Source organism: Streptomyces montanus (assembly GCF_005786655.1).
Taxonomy (GTDB): Bacteria; Actinomycetota; Actinomycetes; order Streptomycetales; family Streptomycetaceae; genus Streptomyces; species Streptomyces sporangiiformans.
Genome location: NZ_VBZC01000066.1, coordinates 1 through 24203 on the forward strand (window position 1 = coordinate 1; position 24203 = coordinate 24203).

The 24203-nt window shown below is 70.5% G+C and carries 22 protein-coding genes; 13 read left to right on the forward strand and 9 right to left on the reverse strand.

Annotation, left to right across the window (positions count from 1 at the left end; all coding sequences use genetic code 11):
• Positions 1-145: 145 nt before the first annotated feature.
• Positions 146-1048 carry a chitosanase gene (locus FE633_RS38895; RefSeq protein WP_138049883.1) on the reverse strand — a complete coding sequence of 301 codons (903 nt, stop codon included), beginning with the start codon at positions 1046-1048 and terminating at the stop codon, positions 146-148.
• A 111-nt stretch (positions 1049-1159) separates the two neighbouring features.
• Between FE633_RS38895 and FE633_RS38900 the strand changes: the two genes are divergently transcribed.
• Together FE633_RS38900 and qcrB are read left to right on the forward strand one after the other, a co-directional pair.
• On the forward strand, positions 1160-1879 hold the full coding sequence (locus tag FE633_RS38900; protein ID WP_138049884.1) for a vWA domain-containing protein: 720 nt from the start codon (positions 1160-1162) through the stop codon (positions 1877-1879).
• 74 nt (positions 1880-1953) lie between these two features.
• The gene (qcrB, locus tag FE633_RS38905) at positions 1954-3603 is read left to right on the forward strand and encodes a cytochrome bc1 complex cytochrome b subunit (protein WP_138049885.1); all 1650 of its coding nucleotides are present in this window, start codon (positions 1954-1956) and stop codon (positions 3601-3603) included.
• On the opposite strand, the gene FE633_RS38910 is transcribed toward qcrB, so the two are convergent.
• Positions 3578-4618 (reverse strand): acyl-CoA dehydrogenase family protein, encoded by a 1041-nt coding sequence (locus FE633_RS38910; RefSeq protein WP_138049886.1) that lies wholly within the window; start codon positions 4616-4618, stop codon positions 3578-3580. The genes qcrB and FE633_RS38910 overlap by 26 nt on opposite strands.
• Positions 4618-5763, reverse strand: coding sequence for an acyl-CoA dehydrogenase family protein (locus FE633_RS38915; RefSeq protein ID WP_138049887.1), 1146 nt, complete (start codon positions 5761-5763; stop codon positions 4618-4620). Before FE633_RS38915 ends, FE633_RS38910 begins: the two co-directional genes overlap by 1 nt.
• A 48-nt stretch (positions 5764-5811) precedes the next feature.
• Between FE633_RS38915 and FE633_RS38920 the strand changes: the two genes are divergently transcribed.
• Genes FE633_RS38920 through FE633_RS38930 form a run of 3 tightly spaced genes read left to right on the forward strand, consistent with a single transcriptional unit; the run spans position 5812 to position 8420 of the window.
• Positions 5812-6600: an SDR family oxidoreductase gene (locus tag FE633_RS38920; protein WP_138049888.1), complete on the forward strand. Its 789-nt coding sequence runs from the start codon at positions 5812-5814 to the stop codon at positions 6598-6600.
• 15 nt (positions 6601-6615) lie between these two features.
• Positions 6616-7245: a TetR/AcrR family transcriptional regulator gene (locus FE633_RS38925; RefSeq protein ID WP_138049889.1), complete on the forward strand. Its 630-nt coding sequence runs from the start codon at positions 6616-6618 to the stop codon at positions 7243-7245.
• Positions 7246-7262: 17 nt separating this feature from the next.
• Positions 7263-8420: an acetyl-CoA C-acetyltransferase gene (locus tag FE633_RS38930; RefSeq protein WP_138049890.1), complete on the forward strand. Its 1158-nt coding sequence runs from the start codon at positions 7263-7265 to the stop codon at positions 8418-8420.
• On the opposite strand, the gene FE633_RS38935 is transcribed toward FE633_RS38930, so the two are convergent.
• Genes FE633_RS38935 through FE633_RS38950 form a run of 4 tightly spaced genes read right to left on the reverse strand, consistent with a single transcriptional unit; the run spans position 8404 to position 11937 of the window.
• On the reverse strand, positions 8404-9468 hold the full coding sequence (locus FE633_RS38935) for an NAD(P)H-dependent flavin oxidoreductase (protein WP_138049891.1): 1065 nt from the start codon (positions 9466-9468) through the stop codon (positions 8404-8406). The two genes, FE633_RS38930 and FE633_RS38935, sit on opposite strands and share 17 nt — an antisense overlap.
• A complete protein-coding gene (locus tag FE633_RS38940) occupies positions 9468-10253 on the reverse strand; it encodes a CoA-transferase subunit beta (RefSeq protein ID WP_138049892.1) in 786 nt (261 codons plus the stop codon). The genes FE633_RS38935 and FE633_RS38940 overlap by 1 nt, the downstream gene beginning before the upstream one ends.
• Positions 10250-11125 (reverse strand): CoA transferase subunit A, encoded by an 876-nt coding sequence (locus FE633_RS38945; RefSeq protein ID WP_138049893.1) that lies wholly within the window; start codon positions 11123-11125, stop codon positions 10250-10252. The genes FE633_RS38940 and FE633_RS38945 overlap by 4 nt, the downstream gene beginning before the upstream one ends.
• Entirely contained in the window at positions 11122-11937 is an 816-nt protein-coding gene (locus FE633_RS38950; RefSeq protein WP_138049894.1) for an enoyl-CoA hydratase family protein, read from the reverse strand. The genes FE633_RS38945 and FE633_RS38950 overlap by 4 nt, the downstream gene beginning before the upstream one ends.
• A 77-nt stretch (positions 11938-12014) precedes the next feature.
• Here FE633_RS38950 and FE633_RS38955 point away from each other — a divergent pair, with 77 nt between their 5' ends.
• Both FE633_RS38955 and FE633_RS38960 read left to right on the forward strand, forming a co-directional pair.
• Positions 12015-12749, forward strand: coding sequence for an SDR family oxidoreductase (locus FE633_RS38955; RefSeq protein WP_138049895.1), 735 nt, complete (start codon positions 12015-12017; stop codon positions 12747-12749).
• Position 12750: 1 nt separating this feature from the next.
• Positions 12751-13659: an SDR family oxidoreductase gene (locus FE633_RS38960; protein WP_138049896.1), complete on the forward strand. Its 909-nt coding sequence runs from the start codon at positions 12751-12753 to the stop codon at positions 13657-13659.
• Between the two features lie 124 nt (positions 13660-13783).
• Here the strand turns inward: FE633_RS38960 and FE633_RS38965 are convergent, their stop codons facing one another.
• Positions 13784-15307, reverse strand: coding sequence for an ankyrin repeat domain-containing protein (locus FE633_RS38965; protein WP_138049897.1), 1524 nt, complete (start codon positions 15305-15307; stop codon positions 13784-13786).
• Positions 15308-15389: 82 nt separating this feature from the next.
• Positions 15390-16301, reverse strand: coding sequence for a hypothetical protein (locus FE633_RS38970; RefSeq protein WP_138049898.1), 912 nt, complete (start codon positions 16299-16301; stop codon positions 15390-15392).
• 161 nt (positions 16302-16462) lie between these two features.
• Between FE633_RS38970 and FE633_RS38975 the strand changes: the two genes are divergently transcribed.
• The 6 genes from FE633_RS38975 (at position 16463) to FE633_RS39000 (ending at position 24186) form a co-directional block, all read left to right on the forward strand.
• Positions 16463-17245, forward strand: a complete 783-nt coding sequence (locus FE633_RS38975; RefSeq protein ID WP_138049923.1) for a S1 family peptidase — start codon at positions 16463-16465, stop codon at positions 17243-17245.
• Positions 17246-17337: 92 nt separating this feature from the next.
• Positions 17338-17673: a chorismate mutase gene (locus FE633_RS38980; protein WP_138049899.1), complete on the forward strand. Its 336-nt coding sequence runs from the start codon at positions 17338-17340 to the stop codon at positions 17671-17673.
• A 233-nt stretch (positions 17674-17906) separates the two neighbouring features.
• The gene (locus FE633_RS38985; protein WP_138049900.1) at positions 17907-18434 is read left to right on the forward strand and encodes a response regulator; all 528 of its coding nucleotides are present in this window, start codon (positions 17907-17909) and stop codon (positions 18432-18434) included.
• Positions 18435-18587: 153 nt separating this feature from the next.
• Entirely contained in the window at positions 18588-21098 is a 2511-nt protein-coding gene (gene pepN, locus FE633_RS38990; protein ID WP_138049901.1) for an aminopeptidase N, read from the forward strand.
• Positions 21099-21310: 212 nt separating this feature from the next.
• The gene (locus FE633_RS38995; protein WP_138049902.1) at positions 21311-22696 is read left to right on the forward strand and encodes a pyridoxal phosphate-dependent decarboxylase family protein; all 1386 of its coding nucleotides are present in this window, start codon (positions 21311-21313) and stop codon (positions 22694-22696) included.
• A complete protein-coding gene (locus FE633_RS39000; RefSeq protein ID WP_138049903.1) occupies positions 22693-24186 on the forward strand; it encodes a lysine N(6)-hydroxylase/L-ornithine N(5)-oxygenase family protein in 1494 nt (497 codons plus the stop codon). The genes FE633_RS38995 and FE633_RS39000 overlap by 4 nt, the downstream gene beginning before the upstream one ends.
• The last annotated feature ends 17 nt before the right edge of the window (positions 24187-24203 follow it).

A 24203-nucleotide genomic window follows, 5' to 3' on the forward strand; every position in this document is an offset into this window, starting at 1 on the left:
TCAAACGCCGGAGGGGCTGATTTTCAGCCCGTCCGGCGTTTGAGGACGAGGCCGCAAGGCCGATAAGGGGGGTCTGGGGGCGCAGCCCCCAGGGATGGGACGGGTAGGGGCGGCGGGGGCGAAAACCCCCCGGACGCCGCACGGGCTACTTGGGCACCCGGAACGTTTCTCCATAGACCGCCCACCGCAGCGGAGCGTCGAGGTTCAGGTTCCCGTCGTACAGGAACCGCCGCTGCGCCGTGTCGATGCGAGTCGTGTCGCGATGGGAGTCCTTGGACTTCATGGCCTTGCGGCGGACGTCCAGGAAGATGTCGAGGTACGCCTTCTCCTTGCCGCCCTGCGCCGGGCTGTCGGCCTCGGACAGGGCGCGCTCGCGCAGCCCGTAGAAGCCCGTGGACTCGGTGCCGGGGCCGTGCAGGACCATCGCGTCGTAGTAGATGAACTGCCCGAGCGTGCCGAGCCCGTCGAGCTTGGCGAGGCGGACCGCCGGGTCGAAGTAGACGCGGTCGCGTTCCGTGTCCTGGGCCCGGCGGAAGGCCGCCACCTTCGCCTCCGCCTTCCAGGCCGCCGTGAAGCCCGGGTCGAGCCCCTTGTGGGAGTCGGTGCCGTCGACCTTGCGCAGGGCGGGAAGGTAGCGGGCCAGGCCGTTGTCCGGGTGGGCCTTCGTGTAGCGCTCGACGAGGACGAGGAGGTCGTGCGTGCCGGTGCAGAAGCCGATGATGCCCGCGGTGTAGCCCTGGCCGTCGTCGATGTCCTCGATGTAGCCGTACTGGGCGCGCCAGTCCAGCGTGGAGTTCTCCGCGCTCGTCACGATCTTCTGGGCCAGCTCCTTCTTGTCCGGCGCCGCGAGACCGGGCGGCAGATCCGCGATCAGCTCGTCGTCGGCCGTGTCCTCGGCCTTCGCCTTGGCGTCCTGACGCGCCTGCTGCGAGGCGGACGTCCCCCTGCTCGTGTCCTCCGCCCCCGACTGCCCGGGCGTGAAGAAGTAGACCGCCGCCGTCGCGACGACGGGCACTACGGCGAACAGCAGGCAACCACCACGTCTCATGGCGCACAGAGTACGTTCCCGACTTCGCCGGGGTCAGGGAGGTCCCCCCGGCTAGGCTCGCCCGGGCAGCCCATGACCAGCCCGGGCAGCCCATGACCGTAAGGAGCACCCATGGCCGGGATCAGCCTGAGCAAGGTGGAGGAGACCGCACCCGCGCTGGTCTCCCTCTACAAGAGCGCGGGTGTCTCGCTGGACAAGCACGGGCTGAGCGGACAGCGGGCGGCCGTCTATCTCGTCGTCGACTACTCGGGCTCGATGAAGCCGTACTACAAGGACGGCAGCGTGCAGGCGCTCGCCGACCGGGTGTTGGGCCTGTCGGCGCACTTCGACGACGACGGGACCGTACCGGTCGTGTTCTTCTCGACGGACATCGACGCGGTGACGGACATCGCCCTGGACAACCATCAGGGCCGTATCGAGCGGATCGTCGCGGGCCTCGGCCATATGGGCAAGACCAGCTACCACCTGGCCATGGACGCGGTCATCGACCACTACCTGGACAGCGGCTCGAAAGCTCCGGCCCTGGTGGTCTTCCAGACCGACGGCGGCCCGATCAACAAACTCGCCGCCGAGCGCTACCTGTGCAAGGCGGCCAGGCTCCCGCTGTTCTGGCAGTTCATCGGCTTCGGCGACGCGACCAGCAAACAGTTCGACTTCCTCCGCAAGCTCGACGAACTCGCCGTACCCGCGAAGCGCCCCCTCGACAACGCCGGTTTCTTCCACGCGGGTTCGGACCCGCGGCAGGTCTCCGACAGCGATCTGTACGACCGCCTGGTCTCCGAATTCCCCGAGTGGCTCTCGGCGGCACGGAGTCTGGGCATCGTCCGCTGACCGACGGCGCGCGCCCCGTTGGCATTGTGTGATCGTCGTGTCACTCTGAGGTGACCCGAGGCGAGAGGCGGCGTATGGACGCGCGATCGGCGGACCGGCACGGTACGGGCGGGCGGCCTGCACAGACGGGCAAGGGCGAGCGGCTGGCGGACTGGGCCGACGGAAGGCTCGGGATCTACGCACTGGCCAAGGCCCAGATGCGCAAGGTGTTCCCGGACCACCCGTCCTTCATGCTGGGCGAGATCTGCCTCTACACCTTCATCATCCTGATCCTCACGGGCGTCTACCTCACGCTGTTCTTCGAGCCGAGCATGGCCGAGGTCGTCTACAACGGTTCGTACGAGCCGCTGAACGGCATGCTGATGACCAGGGCGTTCGAGTCCACGCTCGAGATCAGCTTCGATGTGCGCGGCGGTCTCCTCATCCGGCAGATCCACCACTGGGCGGCGGTCGTGTTCGTCGCCGGCATGCTCATCCACATGATGCGGGTGTTCTTCACCGGCGCGTTCCGCAAGCCGCGCGAGCTGAACTGGCTGTTCGGCTGGACGCTCCTGTTCCTCGGGATCATCACCGGGCTGACCGGCTACTCGCTCCCCGACGACCTGCTCTCAGGCACCGGCATCCGCTTCGCGCAGGGCGCGATCCTCTCCGTGCCGGTCGTGGGGACGTATCTCTCCTTCTTCCTCTTCGGGGGAGAGTTCCCGGGGCACGAAATCATCTCGCGTCTGTACCCGATCCACATCCTGTTGCTGCCCGGGATCATGCTCGGCCTGGTGGTGGCCCATCTGATCCTGGTCTTCTACCACAAGCACACGCAGTACCCGGGGCCCGGACGCACCCAGAAGTCCGTGGTCGGCATGCCGTTCCTCCCCGTCTACATGGCCAAGGCCGGCGGCTTCTTCTTCCTGGTCTTCGGCGTGCTGTCGGTGATGGGCGCCATCGCAACCATCAACCCCGTCTGGGCCATCGGCCCCTACCGCCCCGACCTGGTCGGCACGGGTGCCCAGCCCGACTGGTACCTCGGCTTCTCCGAGGGGCTGATCCGGGTGATGCCGGGATGGGAGATCAACGCCTTCGGCCACACCCTGGAGCTGGGCGTCTTCATCCCCTTCTCCCTCTTCCCGCTGATCATGCTCGCGATCGGCGTGTATCCGTTCATCGAGGCGTGGATCACCGGGGACAAACGGGAACACCACATCCTGGACCGGCCGCGCAACGTCCCGACGCGCACCGGTCTCGGCGCGGCCTGGCTGAGTCTGTACGGGGTGCTGCTGATCGGCGGCGGCAACGACATCGTGGCCACGCATCTGCATCTGTCGATCAACTCGATCACCTGGTTCGTACGGGTCGCCTTCTTCGTCGTGCCGGTCCTCACCTTCATCATCACCAAACGCATCTGTATGGGGCTGCAACGCCGCGACCGGGACATGGTGCTGCACGGCAGGGAGTCCGGCACCATCAAACGGCTGCCGCACGGCGAGTACATCGAGGTGCACGAACAGCTCTCGCAGTCCCAGCGGTTCACCCTGACCCAGCACGAACAGTTCCCGCCCTACGAGGTGGGCCAGCTCGTCGACGCGAACGGTGTCGCCCGCAAGGCCAGGCCCGGCCAGCGGTTGCGCGCCCGGCTGGCCCGCGCCATGTTCGGGCCGCAGACGTACATCCCCAAACCGACCCCCGAGGAGTACCAGCGCGAGCTCACGAGCGGCGAGCACCACCACTGAGCCCACCGAGCCCACCGGGCACGCTGAGTACCAGGGTCCGGCATGCGTGCGGGGTGCCCCAGGCGGTGCGCAGCGCACGGGCCTTGGTGAGCCAGAGCGAGAGGTCGTATTCGGCGGTGTAACCGATCGCGCCGTGCAGTTGCAGTGCCGTGCGCGCGGTGGCGTACGCCGCCTCGCACGCCGCCACCTTGGCCGCGGCGACATCGGCCGGACGCAGGGACAGCGCGGCGCCGAAGAGCAGCGGGCGCGCGAACTCCAACGCCGTCTTCGCATCGGCCAGTTGATGCTTGACCGCCTGGAACGAGCCTATGGGCACGCCGAACTGTGCGCGCTGCTTGACGTACGCGACCGTCTTGTCGAGCAGCGCGAGGCCTGTGCCCAGAGCTTGGGCGGCGGTGGCGAGGCGGGCCCGGGTGAGGGCCTCCTCGGCGGCCGCGGCGACATGAGGGCCGGAGGCGAGCAGTTCACCGCCCCGGTCCAGCGCGGTGAGGCGCCGGGCCGGGTCGATGGACGCATGCACCGGGCCGTGCCCGGGGGCGAGCCGCAGTGCGTCGCCGTCGACGGTGAGGCGGACCGTCGCCGTGTCCCCGTCCAGGGCCCGCTCGCCCGCGTGGGGACCTCCGCCCGGCCCCGCAGCGCCGGCCCCCGTCGGTAATGCCACCGTGGCGATCGTCTCTCCCGAGGCCAGCCCCGGAAGCAGCCGCTTCGCCGGCCCCGGGTCGGTGAGCAGCGAGGCCGCCGCGACCGTCTCCACCAGTGGCCCCGGCACCGCATGCCGCCCCAACTCCACAAAGGCGACGGTCAGTTCGACGGGCAGCGGTCCGACTCCGTCGTACGCCTCGGGCACCGCGAGCGCGAAGACCCCCGCATCGGCGATACGGGACCACAGCGCACGCCCGGCCGAGTGGTCGCCGGCAGCCCAGGACCTGATGACCGACGGCGTGTCCGCGGCCGTCAGCAGGGCGTTCAGCGAGCGGGCGAAGGCGCGCTGTTCGTCGTCCAGGAGGAAGCGCATCAGCGGCGTCCCTTCGGCAGACCGAGGAGGCGCTCGGCGATGATGTCGCGCTGGATCTCGTTCGTCCCCGCGTAGATGGGGCCCGCGAGCGAGAAGACGTAGCCCTCGCACCAGTCGGTGCCGGCCAACTCGCCCTCCGCGCCCAGCAGGTCGAGTGCCGTCTCGTGGAGGGCGATGTCGTACTCGGACCAGAAGACCTTGTTCATGCTGGACTCCGGGCCGACCGGCTCGCCGTCGAGGAAGCGGGACGCGCCCGCGTACGTGAAGAGCTGGTAGGCGCGGGCGCCGATCAGCGCGTCGGCAACGCGGTCGCGCAGTGCCGTGTCGGACGGGTCGCCGTGCGTGCGCCACAGGTCGAGCAGGCGGTCGGCGGAGGCCAGGAAACGGCCGGGGGAGCGGAGTGTCAGGCCGCGTTCGTTGCCCGCCGTCGACATCGCGACCCGCCAGCCCTCGCCGACCCCGCCGATCACGTCCTCGTCCGGCACGAACACCTCGTCCAGGAAGAGCTCGGCGAAGGCCGGTTTCCCGTCGAGACGGCCGATGGGGCGGACGGTGACGCCCGGCGCGCGCAGGTCGAACATCACGTAGGTGAGCCCCTGGTGGGGCTTCGGGGTGCCGGGCTCGCTGCGGAACAGGCCGAACGCGCGGTCGGCGAACGCGGCCCGCGACGACCACGTCTTCTGGCCGCTCAAGCGCCAACCGCCGTCCGTGCGCACCGCCCTGGACCTGAGGGAGGCCAGGTCCGAGCCCGCCTCCGGCTCGGACCACGCCTGCGCCCAGACGACCTCGCCGGACGCCATGGACGGCAAAATCCGGGCGCGCTGCTCCTCGGTGCCGTGGTCGAAGAGGGTCGGCGCGAGGAGGTTGATGCCGTTCTGGCCGACGCGGCCGGGCGCGCCCGCCGCGTAGTACTCCTCCTCGAAGATCAGCCACTTGAGGATGCCGGCGTCCCGCCCGCCGTACGCGGTCGGCCAGGACACCACCGACCAGCGGTCCGCGGCCAGTTCGGCCTCCCACGCGCGGTGTGCGGCGAAGCCCTCCTCGGTCTCGAGGGAGGGGAGAGGAGTGGCCGGCACATGGCTGTCGAGCCAGGCCCGGGCCTCGCTCCGGAAGGCGTCCTCGTCCGGTGTGAAGGCGAGATCCATCAGCGGCAATCCTTCCCTAACAAGTGTTTGGTAGGTTAGCGTGGCGGTATGACAGCCGTCGAGGGTCCGGCTTACGTATCCGGTCATGGCCTGCTGAAGGAGCGGACCGCCGTCATCACGGCCGCCGCGGGCGCGGGGATCGGCGGGGCGACGGCGCGTCGGTTCCTGGAGGAGGGCGCGCGCGTACTGATCAGCGACGCGCACGCACGACGGCTCAAGGAGAGCGCCGAGGCGTTGAGCGCCGAGTTCGGTGCAACGTCCGTCGACTCGCTGCCCTGTGACGTCACCGACGAGACTGAGGTGCGGGCCCTGTTCGACGCTGCCGGAAAGCTGCACGGCGGCTTGGACATAGTCGTCAACAACGCCGGCCTGGGCGGTACGTCGCCCTTGGTGGACATGACGGACGAGCAGTGGTCGAAGGTCCTCGACGTCACGCTGAACGGCACGTTCCGGTGTACGCGGGCGGCACTGCGGGCGATGCGGGAGGCCGGCCGAGGAGTGATCGTCAACAACGCCTCGGTCGTCGGCTGGCGCGCCCAGTCCGGCCAGGCGCACTACGCCGCGGCGAAGGCGGGCGTCATGGCGCTGACCAGGTGCGCGGCCATGGAGGCGGCCGAGTACGGGATCCGGGTGAACGCCGTGTCACCCAGCCTCGCCATGCACCCCCACCTCGTGAAGGTGACCACCCCCGAACTGCTGGAGGAGCTGACCGGCCGCGAGGCCTTCGGGCGGTACGCCGAGCCGTGGGAGGTGGCCAACGTGATCGTGTTCCTGGCGTCCGGCTATTCCTCGTACATGACCGGCGAGATCGTCTCCGTCAGCAGCCAGCACGCCTAGGACGACAATGGAGCCGTGCCTACCAAGAAGAAGCCCCAGGTGACCGCCACGCCCGAGCGGCGGCGTGAGCTCCTCGGCACCGCCGCCGAGGTCTTCGCCGAGCAGGGCTACAACGCCACCACCGTACGCAAGATCGCCGACCACGCGGGCATGCTCGCGGGCAGCCTCTACTACCACTTCGACTCCAAGGAATCGATGCTGGAGGAGATCCTGCGGACCTTCCTGGACGAGCTGTGGGACGGGTACGACACGGTCCTGGACGCCGAACTCGGGCCCCGGGAGACCCTGGAGGCCCTGGTCACCGAGTCCTTCCGGGAGATCGACCGACATCGCGCGGCCGTCGCCATCTACCAGAAGGAGTCCCGCCACCTGGCCGTCCAGGAGCGCTTCGCGTTCCTCGCCGAGTCGCAGCGCAAGTTCGAGAAGACGTGGCTGAGCACGCTGGAGCGGGGTGTGGCCGCCGAGGTCTTCCGCGACGACCTCGACATCCGGCTCACCTACCGGTTCGTGCGCGACACCGTGTGGGTCGCCGCGTCCTGGTACCGGCCTGACGGACACCACAGCCCCGAGGAGATCGCCCGTCAGTACCTGTCGATGGTGCTGGACGGGATCGCCGTACGTACGTCATCAACCGGGGATACATAACCGACTGGGGAGTTGTCATGGCCGAGGCCTACATCGTCGAAGCGGTCCGTACGCCCGTCGGGCGGCGCAAGGGCGGCCTGAGCGGGGTCCATCCGGCCGACCTGGGCGCACATGTGCTGAAGGCCCTCGTCACGCGCTCCGGAATCGACCCCGCCGCCGTCGAGGACGTCGTCTTCGGCTGTCTGGACACCGTGGGGCCGCAGGCCGGCGACATAGCACGGACGTGCTGGCTGGCGGCCGGGCTGCCCGAGGAGGTGCCGGGCGTGACGGTCGACCGGCAGTGCGGTTCCTCCCAGCAGGCCGTGCACTTCGCCGCGCAGGGCGTGCTGTCCGGGACGCAGGACCTGGTGGTCGCCGGGGGCGTCCAGAACATGACGCAGATCCCCATCGCGTTCGCCTCCCGCCAGGCCGCCGAGCCGCTGGGCCTCACCGAAGGGCCCTTCGCGGGCAGCGAGGGCTGGCGGGCGCGCTACGGCGACCGGCCCGTGAACCAGTTCTACGGGGCGGAGCTGATCGCCGAGAAGTGGGGGATCAGCCGCCGCGACCAGGAGGAGTTCGCTCTGCGGTCCCATCAGCGGGCGATCCGGGCGATCGACGAGGGCCGCTTCGCGCGCGAGGTGGTGGCATACGGGGACGTCACGGCCGACGAGGGGCCGCGCCGGGACACCTCGCTGGAGAAGATGGCGGGCCTTGCGCCGGTCGTCGAGGGCGGCACCATCACCGCCGCCTGCTCCTCCCAGGTCTCCGACGGCGCCGCCGCGATGCTGCTGGCCTCCGAGCGGGCGGTGCGCGAACACGGGCTGACGCCCCGCGCGCGCGTGCACCACCTCTCCGTACGCGGCGAGGACCCGATCCGCATGCTGTCGGCCCCCATCCCGGCCACCGCGCACGCCCTGAAGAAGACCGGCCTGACCATCGACGACATCGACCTCGTCGAGATCAACGAGGCCTTCGCCCCGGTCGTCCTGGCCTGGCTGAAGGAGACCGGCGCGGACCCGGAGAAGGTCAACGTCAACGGCGGCGCGATCGCCCTCGGCCACCCTCTCGGCGCCACGGGCGTGAAGCTGATGACGACGCTTCTCCACGAACTGGAGCGCACGGAGGGCCGGTTCGGCCTGCAGACGATGTGCGAGGGAGGAGGCCAGGCGAACGTGACGATCATCGAGAGGCTCTGACGCCGGCCGCGCACAGCTCGTGCGTCACCCGCTCGGCCTCGGTCATCACACGCTCCACCAGCTCCGCGCACGACGGCAGGTCCTCGATCACGCCGGCCACCTGTCCCGACGCCATCACCCCCAGATCCGTACGCCCCTCGACCATCGACGCGCGCAGCAGCATCGGAGTGTTGGCGGCGAGCAGGACCTGGCTCCAGGACAGGTCCTTGCCGTGCTTCAGGGCGAGGCCGTCACGGATCATCGCGGGCCAGGTGAGTCCGGACAGTTTCCGGAAGGCTGCGGCTCGGCGCACTGCCTGGGTGAAGGATCTCGTACGGCCTGCTCCCTCAAGGGAGTCGACGAGGTCCGTGCGCAGCATGCGGTGAGGCAGGCCGTCCACGGCCCTCGTCACCGTCACGTCCTTCACGGTCGCCGCCAGGTACCGGGCCTTCACCGCGTCCGGGACCGTGGAGTCCGAGGTGAGCAGGAAGCGTGTGCCCATGGCGACGCCGGCCGCCCCGTACGCGAGGGCCGCGACCAGGCCCCGGCCGTCGAAGAAGCCGCCCGCCGCCACGACCGGTATCCCGACCGCGTCCACGACCTGCGGCAGCAGCACCGTCGTCGCCACCTCGCCCGTGTGGCCGCCGCCCTCGCCACCCTGCACGATCACCGCGTCCGCACCCCACGCCGCGACCTTCTCGGCGTGACGGCGGGCGCCGACGGACGGGATGACGACGACACCCGCGTCCTTGAGTTCGGCGATCAGCGCGCGGGAGGGCGCGAGCGCGAACGAGGCGACCTTCACGCCCTCCTCGATGATGATCCGCACCCGGTCGCGGGCATCGCCCGCGTCCGCCCGCAGGTTCACGCCGAACGGCGCGTCCGTACGGGACTTGACCTCCCGGACGGCACCCCGCAGCTCCTCCACGGTCATCGTCGCGGAGGCCAGGACACCCAGGGCACCCGCGTTCGCGGACGCGGAGACCAGGCGAGGACCGGCGACCCAGCCCATACCGGTCTGGACGACCGGATGCCGCACCCCGACGAGTTTCGTGAGCGCTGTCTCCATCAGCCGCCGACCTCACGCTCGACCCGGCCGGCCGGCACCTCACGGTCGCGCAGCCCTCGGGGGTCGATCACCTCACGTATCAGCTCCAGCTCCTCCCGGGTCGGTTCGCGCGTGCGGGGGACCTCGTCCGGGACCGTCAGCTCGAAACCCGTCGCCTCCCTGACCTCCTCGACCGTGACGCCCGGATGCAGCGAGGCGAGCCGCATCGAGCGGCCCGGGGTCGCGAAGTCGAAGACGCCCAGGTTGGACACGACCCGGGGGATGCGGTGGTAGCGGGTCGCCGTGGGACCGGCCGCCGCCGCGCTGTCGTAGCCCACTCCGCTGATCAGGTCGACCTTCTCGACGAAGACACGCCTGGAATGCTTCGGGATCCAGTAACTGACGGGGTTGTTCAGCGTGTTGACGGGAGCGCCCCGCACCCCGAGCAGCTGTCGCGCGGGCCGCTCCCAGTCGCCGATGCAGGAGATGTTCTGGTTGCCGAAGCGGTCGATCTGGCTCGCGCCCATCATCACGTGCCGTCGGCCGCCGGTGACCATCGTGAGGTGCTGCCGGTACGGAAGCCAGCCCTCCGGTGTGCCGTCCGCGCCGACCAGCGTTGCCTCGCCGTCGGTGAGGAGCAGGTCGGGAGCGAAGGTCCGCCGGGCGAGCCGGGCGCCGACGGACGGGACGGCGCCCATGGGGCTGGCCAGCACCTCACCGTTGTCCCGCCATGCCTCGGCGCAGGCGATCACGCAGTACTCGGCGCGGGTGGGCGGGAGAAGCGGGGCACGCGTCACATCACTCATCGCCGCTCCTCGTGCCAGGCCTGAACGGCCGACTGGTAGTCCTTCTCGTCCCCGTGCAGGAACCGCTCGGCGAACTCCGGCCAGGGCGTGGTCGCGTACAGCCGCTGGAAGCTCTCGTCCCGGTCGTGGTCGGGCGCGCAGGACGTGAAGTGCGCGCCGCTGGGCGCCTCCACCACCCCGGTCACGCTGTGCCGCTTGACCAGCAGCGTCTGCGGGGCGGCGGCAGCCTTCGTCGGCTCGGTGGTGCCGATGGTGTCGACGAGCTGCTCGCAGGAGACGTACGCGGTGTCGGCCGCCTCGCAGAACAGGTCGTCGAAGTACGGATCCGGGCCCAGATACTGGCCGTTGCCCAGCCGGTCCGCGCGGTTCACATGGACCAGCGCGGCGTCCATGCGCAGCGCGGGCATGGCGACGAAGGTCTCGTGGACCCCCGTCGACTCGTCCTCGTACGGCGAAGTGACCGTCCGCAGCCCGGGGTTGACCCGCATCACGTCCGAACCGATTCCGGCCCGCACGGGCAGGAAGGGCAGCCGGTTCGCCGCGGCGTGCAGCCCCCACATGAACATCGCCTCGTCGATCTCCATCAGCTCGAGGGACCCGCTCTCGCGCGCCGCGCGGTAGTGCGGTTCGAGCGGGATCGAGTCGAGGGTCACGAACGCGGCGACCAGCTTCCGTATCCTCCCGGCGGCCGCGAGCATGCCGACGTCCGGCCCGCCGTACGAGACGACCGTGAGATCCGTGATCCCGGAACGGAGCAGTGCTCTCACGAGCGCCATCGGTTTGCGGCGGGAACCCCAGCCTCCGATGCCGATCGTCATCCCGCTCTCCAGCCGGCCGACGACCTCATCCGCCGACATGGTCTTGTCGCTCACCGGTCCGCCTCCTTCCCGAACGTGTCCCGGACCCGGTCGGCCACCCCGCTGAGGTTGGCCTCGAAGGTGAAGCCCTGCTCGAACCGGTAGCTGCGGCGTACGTCGACGGGGTCGATGCCGTTGATGGCGGCCTTCGCGAGCCGGATCAACTGGCCGTCCTTGGCTGCGATCTCCCGGGCCAACTCCAGGGCTGCGTCCAGGAGATCCGCGCGCGGCACGACCCGCCACACCGAACCATGCGCGTGCAGCTCGGCCGCCGTGGCCGTACGCGACGTGTAGTACAGCGCGCGCATCAGGTGCTGCGGGACGAGGCGGGCCAGGTGCGTGGCCGCGCCCAGGGCGCCCCGGTCCAGCTCGGGCAGGCCGAAGGTGGCGTCGTCGCTCGCCACGATCACGTCCGCGTTCCCCACGAGTCCGATGCCGCCGCCCAGGCAGAAACCCCGCACCGCCGCCACCACCGGCACCTCGCACTCGTACACCGCCGCGAACGCCTCGGCGCAGCCGCGGTTGGCCCCTATCAGCGCGCCATGGCCCGTCGCACCCCGATGCTCCGGCCGTTCCTGCCGTTCCTGCCGTTTCTGCTGTTCCCGCTGTGCTTGCTGTTCTTGCTGGATCTCCTTGATGTCGACGCCCGCGTTGAACCCCCGGCCCTCGGCGGTCAGCACGACACAGCGGACCTCGGCGTCGCGGCCCGCCGCGCGCACGGCGTCGGCCAGCTCGAACCAGCCGCGTACCGGCAGCGCGTTCACGGGCGGGAAGTCGACCGTGACTACCGAAATCCCCTTTTCCGGGGAGGAGGTGGAGACACCCATGGGTGCATCAGCTACCTTTCCACCAAACGTTTGTTAGGTGAGAAAGTAACAGCGAATGCCGACGAGCGGGAGGCCCTGTGGACAAGCGGCTCGTGGTGGTGACGGGCGGCACCAGAGGCGTGGGCGCAGGGATCGCCCGGGCGTTCGCCGAGGCCGGTGACGACGTGGTGGTCTGTGCGCGCAGACCGCCCGAAAAACCGGTCGAGGGAGTCGAGTTCGCGCAGGCCGACCTGCGGGACCCGGCGGCCGTACGCGCCTTCTTCGACGCTCTGCCCCGGGTCGACGTCCTGGTCAACAACGCGGGCGGCGGCCCGTACCGGCCGCTCGCGGGGACGGACGCCGAGCGGCACGCGCGCGTGATCGAACTCAACCTCACCGTGCCGCTGACCGCGTCCCTGGCGGCGTACGAGCAACTGAGGCGCGCCCGGGGCTGCGTCGTGATGATCGGCAGCGTGAGCGGGACGCGGCCCTCGCCCGGCACCGCCGCATACGGCGCGGCCAAGGCGGGGCTGGAGAACCTGGCCAGGTCGATGGCCGTGGAGTGGGCGCCGGACGTCCGCGTCAACACGCTGGTCGTAGGCATGGTCCGCACCGAGCTGTCCCACCTGCACTACGGCGACGAGGACGGCATCGCGGCCGTGTCCCGCACCGTCCCGCTCGGACGCCTCGCCGCCCCCTCGGACATCGGCGCGGCGGCCGTCTTCCTCGCGTCGGACGCCGCCGCGTACATCACCGGCGCCGGCCTGCTCGTGCACGGCGGCGGAGAGCGGCCCGCCTTCCTGGACGCGGCAACTGCCAACAAGGAGAACTGAGATGACCGGAATCTGCGACGGCCGGGTCGTGATCGTCACGGGCGCGGGACGGGGCCTCGGGAGGGCGCACGCCCTGGCGTTCGCGGCGGAGGGCGCGTGTGTCGTGGTCAACGACCTGGGGGTGGGGCTCGACGGTGCGCCCAGCCCCGACAGCCCGGCCGCACGCGTCGCCGAGGAGATCCGCGCGGCGGGCGGCGAAGCCGTCGCGCACGGCGGCGACATCGCCACCTCGCAGGGCGCCCAGTCACTGATCGCCACGGCCGTCGACGCCTTCGGACGGCTCGACACACTCGTCAACAACGCAGGGTTCCTGCGTGACCGGATGCTGGTGAACCTCGACGAGGACGACTGGGACGCCGTCCTGCGCGTCCATCTGAAGGGGCATTTCCTGCCGCTGAAGCACGCCGCCGCGCACTGGCGGGCGGAGGCCAAGGCCGGACGCACGCCGCGGGCGCGGGTTGTCAACACCAGCTCCGGAGCGGGGCTGGCGGGATCGGTCGGGCAGGGCAACTACAGCGCGGCCAAGGCGGGCATCGTCGGGCTCACCCTGGTGGCCGCCGCCGAAATGGGACGCTACGGAGTGCAGGTCAACGCCATCGCACCGGCCGCACGCACCCGCATGACCGAGCGGACCTTCGCACAGACGATGGCGGCGCCCGGCAGCGGCTTCGACGCGATGGCGCCCGAGAACGTCTCCCCGCTCGTCGTCTGGCTCGGTTCCGCCGCGAGCAATGGTGTCACCGGCCGCGTCTTCGAGGCCGAGGGCGGCCGCATCACCGTCATGGAGGGCTGGCGCCCCGGACCGACCGCCGACAAGGCGGCGCGGTGGACGCCGTCCGAGGCCGGGGACACCGCCCTCAAACTGCTCGCGGACGCGGAGGCGCCCCAGCCGGTGTACGGGGCGCGGTAGCGCGCGTACGAGGCGCGGTAGGGCGCGTACGAGGCGCGGTAGTGCGCGCATCCCGTACGTCACGGAGGAGACGGCCGACGCCGCCCCGGCCGAACATCCGCGGCGTCCCTACATCCGCCGTGTCCTACAGCCGCCGTGGCAGCGTCGACGCCAGCAGCGTCCTCACCCGGTCGTCCCGTATGTGCGTGACCGCCTCCTCGGCTGTCGCGCGCGGGGCGCTGTCGGGTCTCTCCTCCGTCAGCAGCCGCTCCAACACCTCTATGGCCCGCGGATCCTGCCGGATCGCCAGCCCACGCGCCGCCTCCGCCACCACCTCCCGGTCCGTGTCGTCGAGGAGCGCCGCGAGCGCGTCCCGCAGATCGGGGGTGTCCGTGTCGAGTGCGGCCAACGCGGTCGCCGCCCAGTCGCGTACGTCCCGGTCGGCATCCCGCGTCAGCGAGATGAGCCGCTCGATGCCCTCCTGGTGATCGGCGGGCACCAGCCCGCACAGGGCCACGGCGACCGCTCGCCGTACGCCGGCGTCCGGGTGGCCGGCATGGCGGAGGATCTCGGGGAGAGCGGCCGGGTCCCGCTGCAGGCCGAGGGCCGCGACGACGGACCGCGACGTCACCGGCTCCGAGGTCGCGCGCGCCAACTCCCGCAGCACGGGGAGACTTCGGGCGGCAAACGGGCCCACGGCTTCGGCGTGCCGCCGAGGTGGACCGTCCCGGCTTCCCTCCGTACCCAACCGCCCCAGCACATCCGCGCCGAACGCCTGCCGCAGGGGGGCCGTGCCGTCCCCGCACCACTGGGCCGCCGCCTCGAACGTCTCCTCGTCGCCACGCCGGGCGAGCATGGTCACCGCCTCCGACCAGTCGTCGTTGTCGGGGTCGCCGCAGCGCAGGGCACGATCGGCGAGTTCCGGAGCGGGGGCGGCGACGCCGAGGGACGCCTCCAGGAGCGTGACGATGGCCGCGTGGCCCGTCTGCTGGTCGTTGCCGGACGCAGGACGGCCGTCCTTCAGCAGTTCGACCTCGACCGTCACCCCGCCGTCCTCCGGGAAGCGGTGGGTGACGAACTCGTGGCCGGGCCCGGCCATCTGCTCCAGACCGGCCCGCAGCTCCGCCTCCACATCAAGGGTCAGCCAGCGCCGGGCCTCGGCCAGCGCCTCCGACCGGGCCCGCGCGCCCCGCGCGAGCAGCGCGCGTACACAGCCCGGGGAGCCGCGGCGCGCGGCCACGAAGAGCGGGGAATCCCCGGTCGGACCCGGGCGGTTCGGGTCGGCGCCGTACCTCAGGAGCTCCTCCACCACCGGAGCGTGCCCCCGCTGAACGGCCCAGGTCAGGGCGGTGAAACCGAAGCCCTCCAGCAGATCCGGCTGAGCTCCGGCCGCCAGCAGCGCGCGGACGACCTCCGTGTGCCCGCCGCAGGCCGCCCCGCACAACGGCGAATCGGTGCCCGCGCTCAGCCGGTCCGGTGCGGCTCCCGCCGCCAGGAGGAGGCGCACCACACCGGGCTTGTCGTTCACGGCCGCCAGATACAGGACGGTCTGGCCGTCCTCGTCCACCGACTCCGCGCTCGCACCGGCGCGCAACTGCCGTACGACCGCGTCCTCATCGGCCTCGTACAGGGCGGTCAACAGACCGGCCGCCGGGTCTTGCGTGTCCATGCTTCGACCTTCGCCCCGGACACATCGGCGAAGCAAAGACTTTTGCTGTGAATCTCCTCCCGATTCCCAGGCGTCGCACCGGCTACGTGTCGCACTCCAGCACCGTGCGGCACAGAGCGCAGCGTGCCCGCACCCGGCCCCGCACCGGCACCCGGATCCGCTGATGGCAGGTCGGGCAGGGGAATGACACCCGCAGCGGACCGTGGCCTTCGGGAGTGAAGTCGTACGGGACGCCCGCCGGCCCGCCGTGGGCGCGATGGTCCTGGGCGGGACCGTTCTGGGCGTGACGGCGGTCCTTCGCATACCGGCGGCGGCCCGCCCAGCCGGCCGCGGTCAGCGGAGGCTGCTGCTCGTCGTGGCGGGCCCGCGCCATGCCCTTCGTGTACGCCGTGTACGCCTGCGGGCTGGTGAACCACGTCGAAGGGTCCTCGCCGAAGATCAGGGACCGCTTGGCCAGGACGTACCCGAACTCCTCCGGAGTCAGATAGCCGAGCTTCTGCGAGGAGGCGCCGTCCTCGCGGTACGCGTCGAGCAGCAGCCAGCCCGCGCCCAGATACGTCGTCGCGGTGTCCGTGAGGATCTCGTTGTCCCGCGTGCCCTGGAACGACAGATCCAGGCGGTGCAGGTACACGTGCATCACCTCGTGCGCCAACGCGGCACCGATGTCCCTGCGATGCGAACGGAACCGGTCGTTCAGCTCGATGAAGTACTCGGGGCCCGCGGCGAGCTCGACATTCGCCGCGTGCTCCATCTCGCGGAAGCTGACGATCATGCGGGCGTCCGGCAGCCGGAAGTGCTGAACCAGCTCGCGGGCCACGCGCTGCGCGCCCAAATACAGATCGTCCACATCGGCGAAGGCCACATCGGCGGGCGCCACGCTGGTGTCGAAGGTGTGGATGGTGTCGTACGAGAGCCGCTTGTACAGCGCCGTGATCGCCGCCCGCACCGTGTCCAGGTGCGGGTAGCCGTGCTTCACCGGCCCGCCGTTCGCCACGCCCGCACCCCCAAGAGGCCCAGAACCCGATTCCACTCTAAGTCGATGCGAGGGGAATTTCGCCGCACGGGTTCCTCGGGAAGGCGTGAGATCCACCCTTGCCGCCCACACCGTTGGATCTTCATACTGCTACGCGCGCTCAACCCCCCACGAGAGGAACTCTGTTGACCAGCAGAACGCTCACCTTCGTCAAAAGATCCGCGGCCATCGGCGCCGTCGCCCTCGCGACCGCCAGCCTCCAGCCCGTCGCCGCGCACGCCGCGCCCGCGCCGATCGTCGGAGGCACCCCCGCCGCACAGAACGAGTTCCCGTTCATGGTCCATCTGTCCATGGGCTGCGGCGGCGCGCTCTACAAGAAGGACATCGTCCTGACCGCCGCGCACTGTGTCGAGTTCACGGGCAACGACACCAGCATCACGGCGACCGCCGGAGTCGTCGACCTCAACGCCCCCGGCGCGATCAAGGTCAAGTCCAAGAAGGTCCTCACGGCCCCCGGCTACAACGGCAAGGGCAAGGACTGGGCCCTGATCAAGCTGGCCCGGCCCATCGACCGGCCCACACTGAAGATCGCGACCAACACCCGCTACAACAAGGGCACCTTCACCATCGCCGGGTGGGGTGACACCAAGGAGAACGCGGGCACCGGCTCGGACAAGCTGCTCAAGGCCAAGGTCCCCTTCATCAGCGACACCAAGTGCAAGCAACACTACGGCAACCGGCTCGTCGCCGGGCAGGAGATCTGCGCCGGGTATCCGCGCGGCGGCATCGACACCTGCCAGGGCGACTCCGGTGGTCCCATGTTCCGCAAGGACGACAGCGGGGCGTGGCTGCAGGTCGGCATCGTCAGCTGGGGCGACGGGTGCGCGCGGCCCGGTGTGCCCGGCGTCTACACGGAGGTCTCCAAGTTCGCCTCCGCCATATCCCGAGCGGCGGCGACGCTGTAGGGGGCACGGGGCGGGGGCTGCGCGTCGAACCTCGGGTGCGGGTCGTCCGTGGCTTGTCGCGCAGTTCCCCGCGCCCCTTAGGGTGGGCGTCCATGACCACCAGCAACACCGGCCCCGGTGACGTGGACCCCGCCGTCCGCGCCGAACTCGCCCGGCTGCGCGACAGCATCGACAACATCGACGCCGCCGTCGTCCACATGCTCGCCGAACGCTTCAAATGCACCCAGCAGGTCGGCCACCTCAAAGCAGCCCACCAACTGCCCCCCGCCGACCCCTCCCGCGAGGCCCGGCAGATCGCCCGCCTGCGTCAGCTCGCCGAGGACGCGAAGCTCGACCCCGCGTTCGCGGAGAAGCTCCTCAACTTCATCATCGCCGAGGTCATCCGCCACCACGAAAGCATCGCGGACCACGCGAACAACACGAAGTGACAGCGGGAGCGGGACCCCGTACCTGCCTCTGGGCACGTTCCGGCCTCTCGGCACGATGTTTCCACCCATTGTCCCCACTTCTCGCACACTTCTCGCACCGTTGTACGCACAACCCCTCGGCGTGCGCGCCGAAATAAGGCATCCTTCGCTGAGCACTCCTTGTCAGTTCATGAGTACTCCGTGTCAGTCGGTTCAGGCATAAGCTGGTTGTCCAAGCGAGGGGACTTCGCGCAATGCCGTCGGATGCCAAGATCCTCATCGTCGACGACCATGAGGACACGCTCTACGCACTGGAAAGCGCCCTGGCCCCGCTCGGCTACCGGCTGGCGCGAGCCACCAGCGGCGACGAGGCCCTCAAGGAGGTCCTGCGCGGCCAGGTCGGACTGCTCCTCCTCGATGTGCGGATGCCGGGGGTCAGCGGCCTCGACGTCGTCCGCTACATGCGCCGCGTGGAGCAGACCCAGCGCATACCCATCATCCTGGTCACCGGCTTCGGCACGGACGCCCAACTCACCTCCACCGCCTTCCGGCTCGGCGTCGCCGACCTCGTCGTGAAACCCATCGACCCCTGGGCCCTGCGCACCAAGGTGCGGTACCTGTACGACTACCACCAGCGGTTTCTGTGGCTGGAACGGGAAGTACGCGAACTACGTGCCCTGGTGAAGGAAGGCGTGCCTCCCGAATCCGACCACGCGCGCTTCGACCCCCGCGTACCACCCGGGCGCCCTTCCACCGTCCCGAAGCGCGACCAGAGCGCGTAGAGCACCCAGGAGCGCGTAGGCCCCGCGAACGGCCCGCACAGGCCCTCCGACGAGGCCGGAGGATACACACAAGCCCCCGAAACGGCCGGAAGACCACCGCGTACGGCCGCGAGAGCAGGCCTCCTCTGTGCCGCGCCAAGCTCATCAGGCAGCATGTCACCCATGTCCGTACTGACGCGCGCCGAAGCGCAGACCCGTGGCCGGCTCCTCGACGTCCACCGCTACCAGATCGAACTCGACCTGACGCGCGGCGACGAGACCTTCGACTCCCGCACCGTCATCCACTTCACGGTACGGGGCGACCACAAGGCCGCGGACACGTTCGCCGAGCTCAAGCCCGCCGAACTGCGCACCGCCACCCTCGACGGACAGCCCCTCGACCCGGAAACCCTGGACGAGAACCGGCTGCCCCTCAAGAACCTCACCCCCGGCGAACACGAACTGCGCATCGACGCCGCCATGCGCTACTCGCGCACCGGCGAGGGCATGCACCGCTTCACCGACCCCACCGACGGCGAAACCTACCTCTACACCCAGCTGTTCATGGAAGACGTCCAACGCGTCTTCGCCGCCTTCGACCAGCCCGACCTCAAAGCCGTCTTCGAGCTGCGGGTCAAGGCCCCCGAAAGCTGGACCGTCCTCGCCAACGGCATCACCGAGCACCTCGGCGACGGCACCTGGAAGGCCGCCCCCACCCCGCTGATCTCCACCTACCTCGTCGCCGTCGCCGCCGGCCCCTGGCACTCCGTACGCACCCAGCACCGCGGCCTCCCCTTCGGCATCCACTGCCGCCGCTCCCTCGCCCCGTACCTCGATGCCGACGTCGACGAACTCCTCGACATCACCCGCGCCTGCTTCGACCGCTACCACGAGAAGTTCGAGGAGCCCTACCCCTTCGACTCCTACGACCAGGCGTTCGTCCCCGAGTTCAACGCCGGCGCCATGGAGAACCCCGGCCTCGTCACCTTCCGCGACGACTTCGTCCACCGCTCCGCCGTCACCGACACCGAGCGACAGATCCGCGCCATGGTCATCGCCCACGAAATGGCCCACATGTGGTTCGGTGACCTCGTCACCCTGCGCTGGTGGGACGACATCTGGCTGAACGAGTCCTTCGCCGAGTACATGGGCTACCAGACCCTCACCGAGGCCACCCGCTTCACCGGCACCTGGACCGAATTCGGCGTCACCCGCAAACCCTGGGGCTACGAAGCCGACCAGCGCCCCTCCACCCACCCCGTCGCCCCCGACCCGGACGCCGTCCCCGACACCGCCTCCGCGCTCCTCAACTTCGACGGCATCTCCTACGCCAAGGGCGCCTCCGCACTGCGCCAACTCGTCGCCTGGCTCGGCGAGAAGGACTTCCTCGCCGGCATCAACACCCACTTCGCCCGGCACAAGTTCGCCAACGCCACCCTCGCCGACTTCATCGACTCCCTCGCCCAGGCCACCGAACGAGACGTCCACGCCTGGGCCGACTCCTGGCTGCGCACCACCGGCGTCGACACCCTCACCCCGAAGGTCGCCCCCACCGACAACGGCACCTGCACCCTCACCGTCGCCCACGACGGCACCCGGCCCCACCGCATCGCCGTCGGCCTGTACGACCGCGACCTCAGCGACGAAGGCCGCCTCACCCTCCGCGAACGCCTCGAACTCGACCTCCCCCAGACCGAGCCGGCCCGGCCCATCGGCAGGCGCCCCGCCCTGCTCCTCCTCAACGACACCGACCTGTCCTACGCCAAGGTCCGCTTCGACCCCGAATCCTTCGCGACCGTACGCGCCGAACTGTCCGCCCTGCCCGACCCACTGACCCGCGCCGTCATCTGGAACGCCCTGCGCGACTCCGTACGCGACGGCGAACTCCCCGCCACCGCCTACCTGGAGGCCGCCCGCACCCACCTCCCGCACGAGACCGATCTCGCCCTCGTCCAGGGCGTCCTCGCCTTCGCCACCACCCAGGTCACCAACCGCTACATCCCCGCACCCGACCGGCCCGCCGCCCTCACCACCCTCACCTCCCTGTGCCGCGACCTCATCCGCCGCACCGAGGACGGCTCCCACCCCGGCCTGCGCCTCACCGCCGTACGCCACCTCATCGACGTCGCCGCCCAACCCGACACGATCACCGCCTGGCTCTCCGAAGGCACCGTCCCCGGCGGCCCCGAACTCGACCCCGAACTGCGCTGGCGCATCCTCGGCCGCCTCGCCATCCTCGGCGCCATCGACGACAGCGTCATCGAAGCCGAACTCGTCCAGGACCCCAGCGCCACCGGCCAGGAAGGCGCCGCCCGCTGCCGCGCCGCCCTCCCCGACCCCGAGGCCAAACGCCAGGCCTGGGACGACATGTTCACCACGGACGACCTCTCCAACTACCTGTTCACCGCCACCGCCCAAGGCTTCTGGCAGCCCGAACAGGCAGACCTCGTACGGGACTTCGTCCCCCGGTACTTCAAGGACGCGGTCGCCCTCGCCGCACGCCGAGGCCCCGCCATCGCCGAAGCCGCGGGCCGCTGGGCCTTCCCCGTGTACGCCGTCTCCACGCGGACACTCCGCCTCGGCGAGGAGTGCCTGCGCGACGCCGACCCCACGCCCGCCCTCCGCCGCAAGCTCGCCGACCAACTCGACGACCTGGCAAGGGCACTTCGGGTACGGGAGGAGTAGCCCGACAGACGTGGAGCGTGGCCGGCCGCAGGGACGACCAGCCACGCTCCAACAGCACCCGCACTCGCAGTCACACACCGAGCGTCGTGACCCCCTGGCCGCGAGCGCCGCCGTACCCCCTTTCGGGTCCCGATCGTTGGGCTCTCCGGGCGCGTCAACCCACCACGCGAACAAGCCGGAAACCCCCGGCCGCGCGCCCCCGGAGGACGTCCATGCGCGCGCTCGCCTCAGGCCCCCAAGGACCGGACGCCCTGCGGCCGTTGCTCACGATCGTGCTCGACGCGCTGCGGGACGGCGCCACCGCACGAAGCGGCCCCCTGCCCGCCGGAGGCCCCGAAGCGGTCGCCGCAGGCATACGCGCCACCCTCGGAGAGGTCCTGCCCGAACAGGGCGACGAGGACGCCCTGCGCACCCTCGTGCACACCTTCGCGGCAGGCGCCGCCGACCCCGCCGACCCCCTGTGCACGGCTCACCTCCACTGCCCGCCCCTCGCCGTCGCCACCGCCGCAGACCTCGCCGCCTCCGCCCTCAACCCGTCCCTCGACTCCTGGGACCAGGCCCCGGCGGCCTCCGAACTGGAAGCCCTGGTCACGGCCGCACTCGCCGAGGCGGTGTACGGCAAGAAGGGCGAGGCCCCGGTCGCTCAGCCCGCCGCCCTCGTCACCACCGGCGGCACCGAGTCCAACCAACTCGCCCTCCTCCTCGCGCGTGAACTCCACGGCCGCGTCCAACTCGTCTGCGCGGACACCGCCCACCACTCCCTGCACCGCGCCACCTGGCTGCTCGGCCTCCCCGAACCCGTCACCGTGCCCGCCCCCACCGGCACCATGAACCCCGCCGCACTCGACGAAGCCCTCACCGAACTGCACCGCACCGGCAGCCCCCTCCTGGTGGCCGCCACCGCGGGCACCACCGACGCCGGACACATCGACCCGCTCCCCGCCCTCGCCGACCTCTGCCAAACCCACCGCGCCCGCCTGCACATCGACGCCGCCTACGGCGGAGGCCTCCTCTTCAGCGACCGCCACCGCACCAAACTCGACGGCCTCGCCCGCGCCCACACCGTCACCCTCGACCTGCACAAACTCGGCTGGCAACCCGTCGCCGCAGGCCTGCTCGCCGTTCAGGACCCGCGCGACCTGCGCCCACTGGAACACCACGCCGACTACCTCAACGCCGACGACGACACCGAAGCCGGCCTCCCCGACCTCCTCAGCCGCTCCCTGCGCACCACCCGACGCCCCGACATTCTCAAAATCGCCGTCACCCTCAAAACACTCGGACGGCAGGGACTCGGCGCACTCGTCGACGACGTCTGCGCCCGCGCACAGGAACTCGCCGACCTCGTCGACACACACCCCGGCCTCGAGCTCTACGCCCGGCCCACCATCAGCACCGTCCTCTTCCGGCCCACCCACGCGACCGACGACACCATCGCCGGCCTACGACGACAACTCCTCACCGAAGGCCGCGCCGTCCTCGGCCGCGCCCGCCTCGATGGCCGCCTCTGGCTCAAAGCCACCCTGCTCAACCCGCACACCGAGCCCGGCGACCTCGCCGCGCTCCTGAAACTGGTGGAAGGACCCACACGCCGATGAGCCCGACGGCCACCCCCGACACACCCGCACAGCACCAGCCCGAAGCACCCCGCGACCTGGTCGGCATCGGCATCGGCCCGTTCAACCTCTCCCTCGCCGCCCTCGCCCACCCCCTCACCGAACTCGACACCGCCTTCTACGAACAACGCCCCGCCTTCGACTGGCACCCCGGCCTCCTCATCGACGGCGCCACCCTCCAAGTCCCCTTCCTCGCCGACCTGGTGACCCTCGCCGACCCCGTCAACCCCTGGTCCTTCCTCAACTACCTACGCAGCCGCGACCGGCTCTTCCCCTTCTACTTCGCCGAACGCTTCCACATCCCACGCGCCGAATACGCCGCCTACTGCCGCTGGGTCAGCGACCACCTCCCCGGACTCCACTTCGGCCACCACGTCGAAGCCATCCACTGGAACCCCGAACGCGAACTCTTCGCCATCGACTTCACCCGACACGACCCCGAAGACACCCCGGCGGGCCACCCGGCAGGCCACCCCGAAGCCGAAGCCGAAGCCGAACCCCTCCGCCGCACCTACAGCAAGAACATCGTTCTCGGCATCGGAACCACCCCCCACATCCCCGGACCCCTCCGCCCCCTCGTCGAAGCCCCCGCCGTACCCGTCATCCACGCCGCCGACTACCTCGAACACCGCGAGTGGATCCGCACCGCGGAACACATCACCGTCATCGGCTCAGGACAATCCGGCGCCGAGGTCTACCTCGACCTCCTCCGGCACCGCCCCGTCGGCCGCGAGAAGATCCACTGGCTCACCCGCACCGAGGCCTTCGCCCCCATGGAGTACTCAAAACTCGGCCTCGAACACTTCACACCCGACTACACCCGCTACTTCCACGCCCTCGCCGAACCCGTACGCGACCGGCTCGTCCCCGCCCAATGGCAACTCCACAAAGGCATCGACGCCGACACCATCGCCGCCATCCACGACGAGCTCTACCGCCGCACCCTCCACGGCGGCTGGCCCGACACCGTCCTCACCCCCGCCGTCCGCGTCCGAACCGCCGGCCGCGTAGCCCACACCAAAGTCGAACTCCACCTCGAACACGTCCAACAAGGCACCAGCACACGCCTCACCACCGACGCCGTCATCCTCGCCACCGGCTACCGCGAACGCCCCCTAGACCAACTCCTCGCCGGCCTCGCCCCCTACATGCACCGAGACAACGCCGAACGCGCCCACATCGACGACCAGTACCGCCTCACCCTCGACCCGGCCATCACCGGCACCGTCTACGTCCAGAACGCCGAAGTCCACACCCACGGCGTCGGCACCCCCGACCTCGGCCTCGCCGCCTGGCGCAGCGCCACCATCCTCAACTCCCTCACCGGCAAGAACCCCTATCCCCTTCCACCCCGCACCGCCTTCACCACCTTCGGCCTCGCACCACAACCCTCCGAGCACGAACCACAGCCCCAGATCCCCCACCCCAGACAGCACAAGGCCCAGGCACTCACCCCCCTCATGGAGAGCTGAGCACCCGGGCCAGGGAC

Excerpts from the sequence above, each read along its gene's own strand:
- FE633_RS38895 (WP_138049883.1), bottom strand. The coding sequence starts at position 1,048 with ATGAGACGTGGTGGTTGCCTGCTGTTCGCCGTAGTGCCCGTCGTCGCG.
- FE633_RS38900 (WP_138049884.1), top strand. The coding sequence starts at position 1,160 with ATGGCCGGGATCAGCCTGAGCAAGGTGGAGGAGACCGCACCCGCGCTG.
- qcrB (WP_138049885.1), top strand. The coding sequence starts at position 1,954 with ATGGACGCGCGATCGGCGGACCGGCACGGTACGGGCGGGCGGCCTGCA.
- FE633_RS38910 (WP_138049886.1), bottom strand. The coding sequence starts at position 4,618 with ATGCGCTTCCTCCTGGACGACGAACAGCGCGCCTTCGCCCGCTCGCTG.
- FE633_RS38915 (WP_138049887.1), bottom strand. The coding sequence starts at position 5,763 with ATGGATCTCGCCTTCACACCGGACGAGGACGCCTTCCGGAGCGAGGCC.
- FE633_RS38920 (WP_138049888.1), top strand. The coding sequence starts at position 5,812 with ATGACAGCCGTCGAGGGTCCGGCTTACGTATCCGGTCATGGCCTGCTG.
- FE633_RS38930 (WP_138049890.1), top strand. The coding sequence starts at position 7,263 with ATGGCCGAGGCCTACATCGTCGAAGCGGTCCGTACGCCCGTCGGGCGG.
- FE633_RS38935 (WP_138049891.1), bottom strand. The coding sequence starts at position 9,468 with ATGGAGACAGCGCTCACGAAACTCGTCGGGGTGCGGCATCCGGTCGTC.
- FE633_RS38940 (WP_138049892.1), bottom strand. The coding sequence starts at position 10,253 with ATGAGTGATGTGACGCGTGCCCCGCTTCTCCCGCCCACCCGCGCCGAG.
- FE633_RS38950 (WP_138049894.1), bottom strand. The coding sequence starts at position 11,937 with ATGGGTGTCTCCACCTCCTCCCCGGAAAAGGGGATTTCGGTAGTCACG.
- FE633_RS38960 (WP_138049896.1), top strand. The coding sequence starts at position 12,751 with ATGACCGGAATCTGCGACGGCCGGGTCGTGATCGTCACGGGCGCGGGA.
- FE633_RS38965 (WP_138049897.1), bottom strand. The coding sequence starts at position 15,307 with ATGGACACGCAAGACCCGGCGGCCGGTCTGTTGACCGCCCTGTACGAG.
- FE633_RS38980 (WP_138049899.1), top strand. The coding sequence starts at position 17,338 with ATGACCACCAGCAACACCGGCCCCGGTGACGTGGACCCCGCCGTCCGC.
- FE633_RS38985 (WP_138049900.1), top strand. The coding sequence starts at position 17,907 with ATGCCGTCGGATGCCAAGATCCTCATCGTCGACGACCATGAGGACACG.
- pepN (WP_138049901.1), top strand. The coding sequence starts at position 18,588 with ATGTCACCCATGTCCGTACTGACGCGCGCCGAAGCGCAGACCCGTGGC.
- FE633_RS38995 (WP_138049902.1), top strand. The coding sequence starts at position 21,311 with ATGCGCGCGCTCGCCTCAGGCCCCCAAGGACCGGACGCCCTGCGGCCG.
- FE633_RS39000 (WP_138049903.1), top strand. The coding sequence starts at position 22,693 with ATGAGCCCGACGGCCACCCCCGACACACCCGCACAGCACCAGCCCGAA.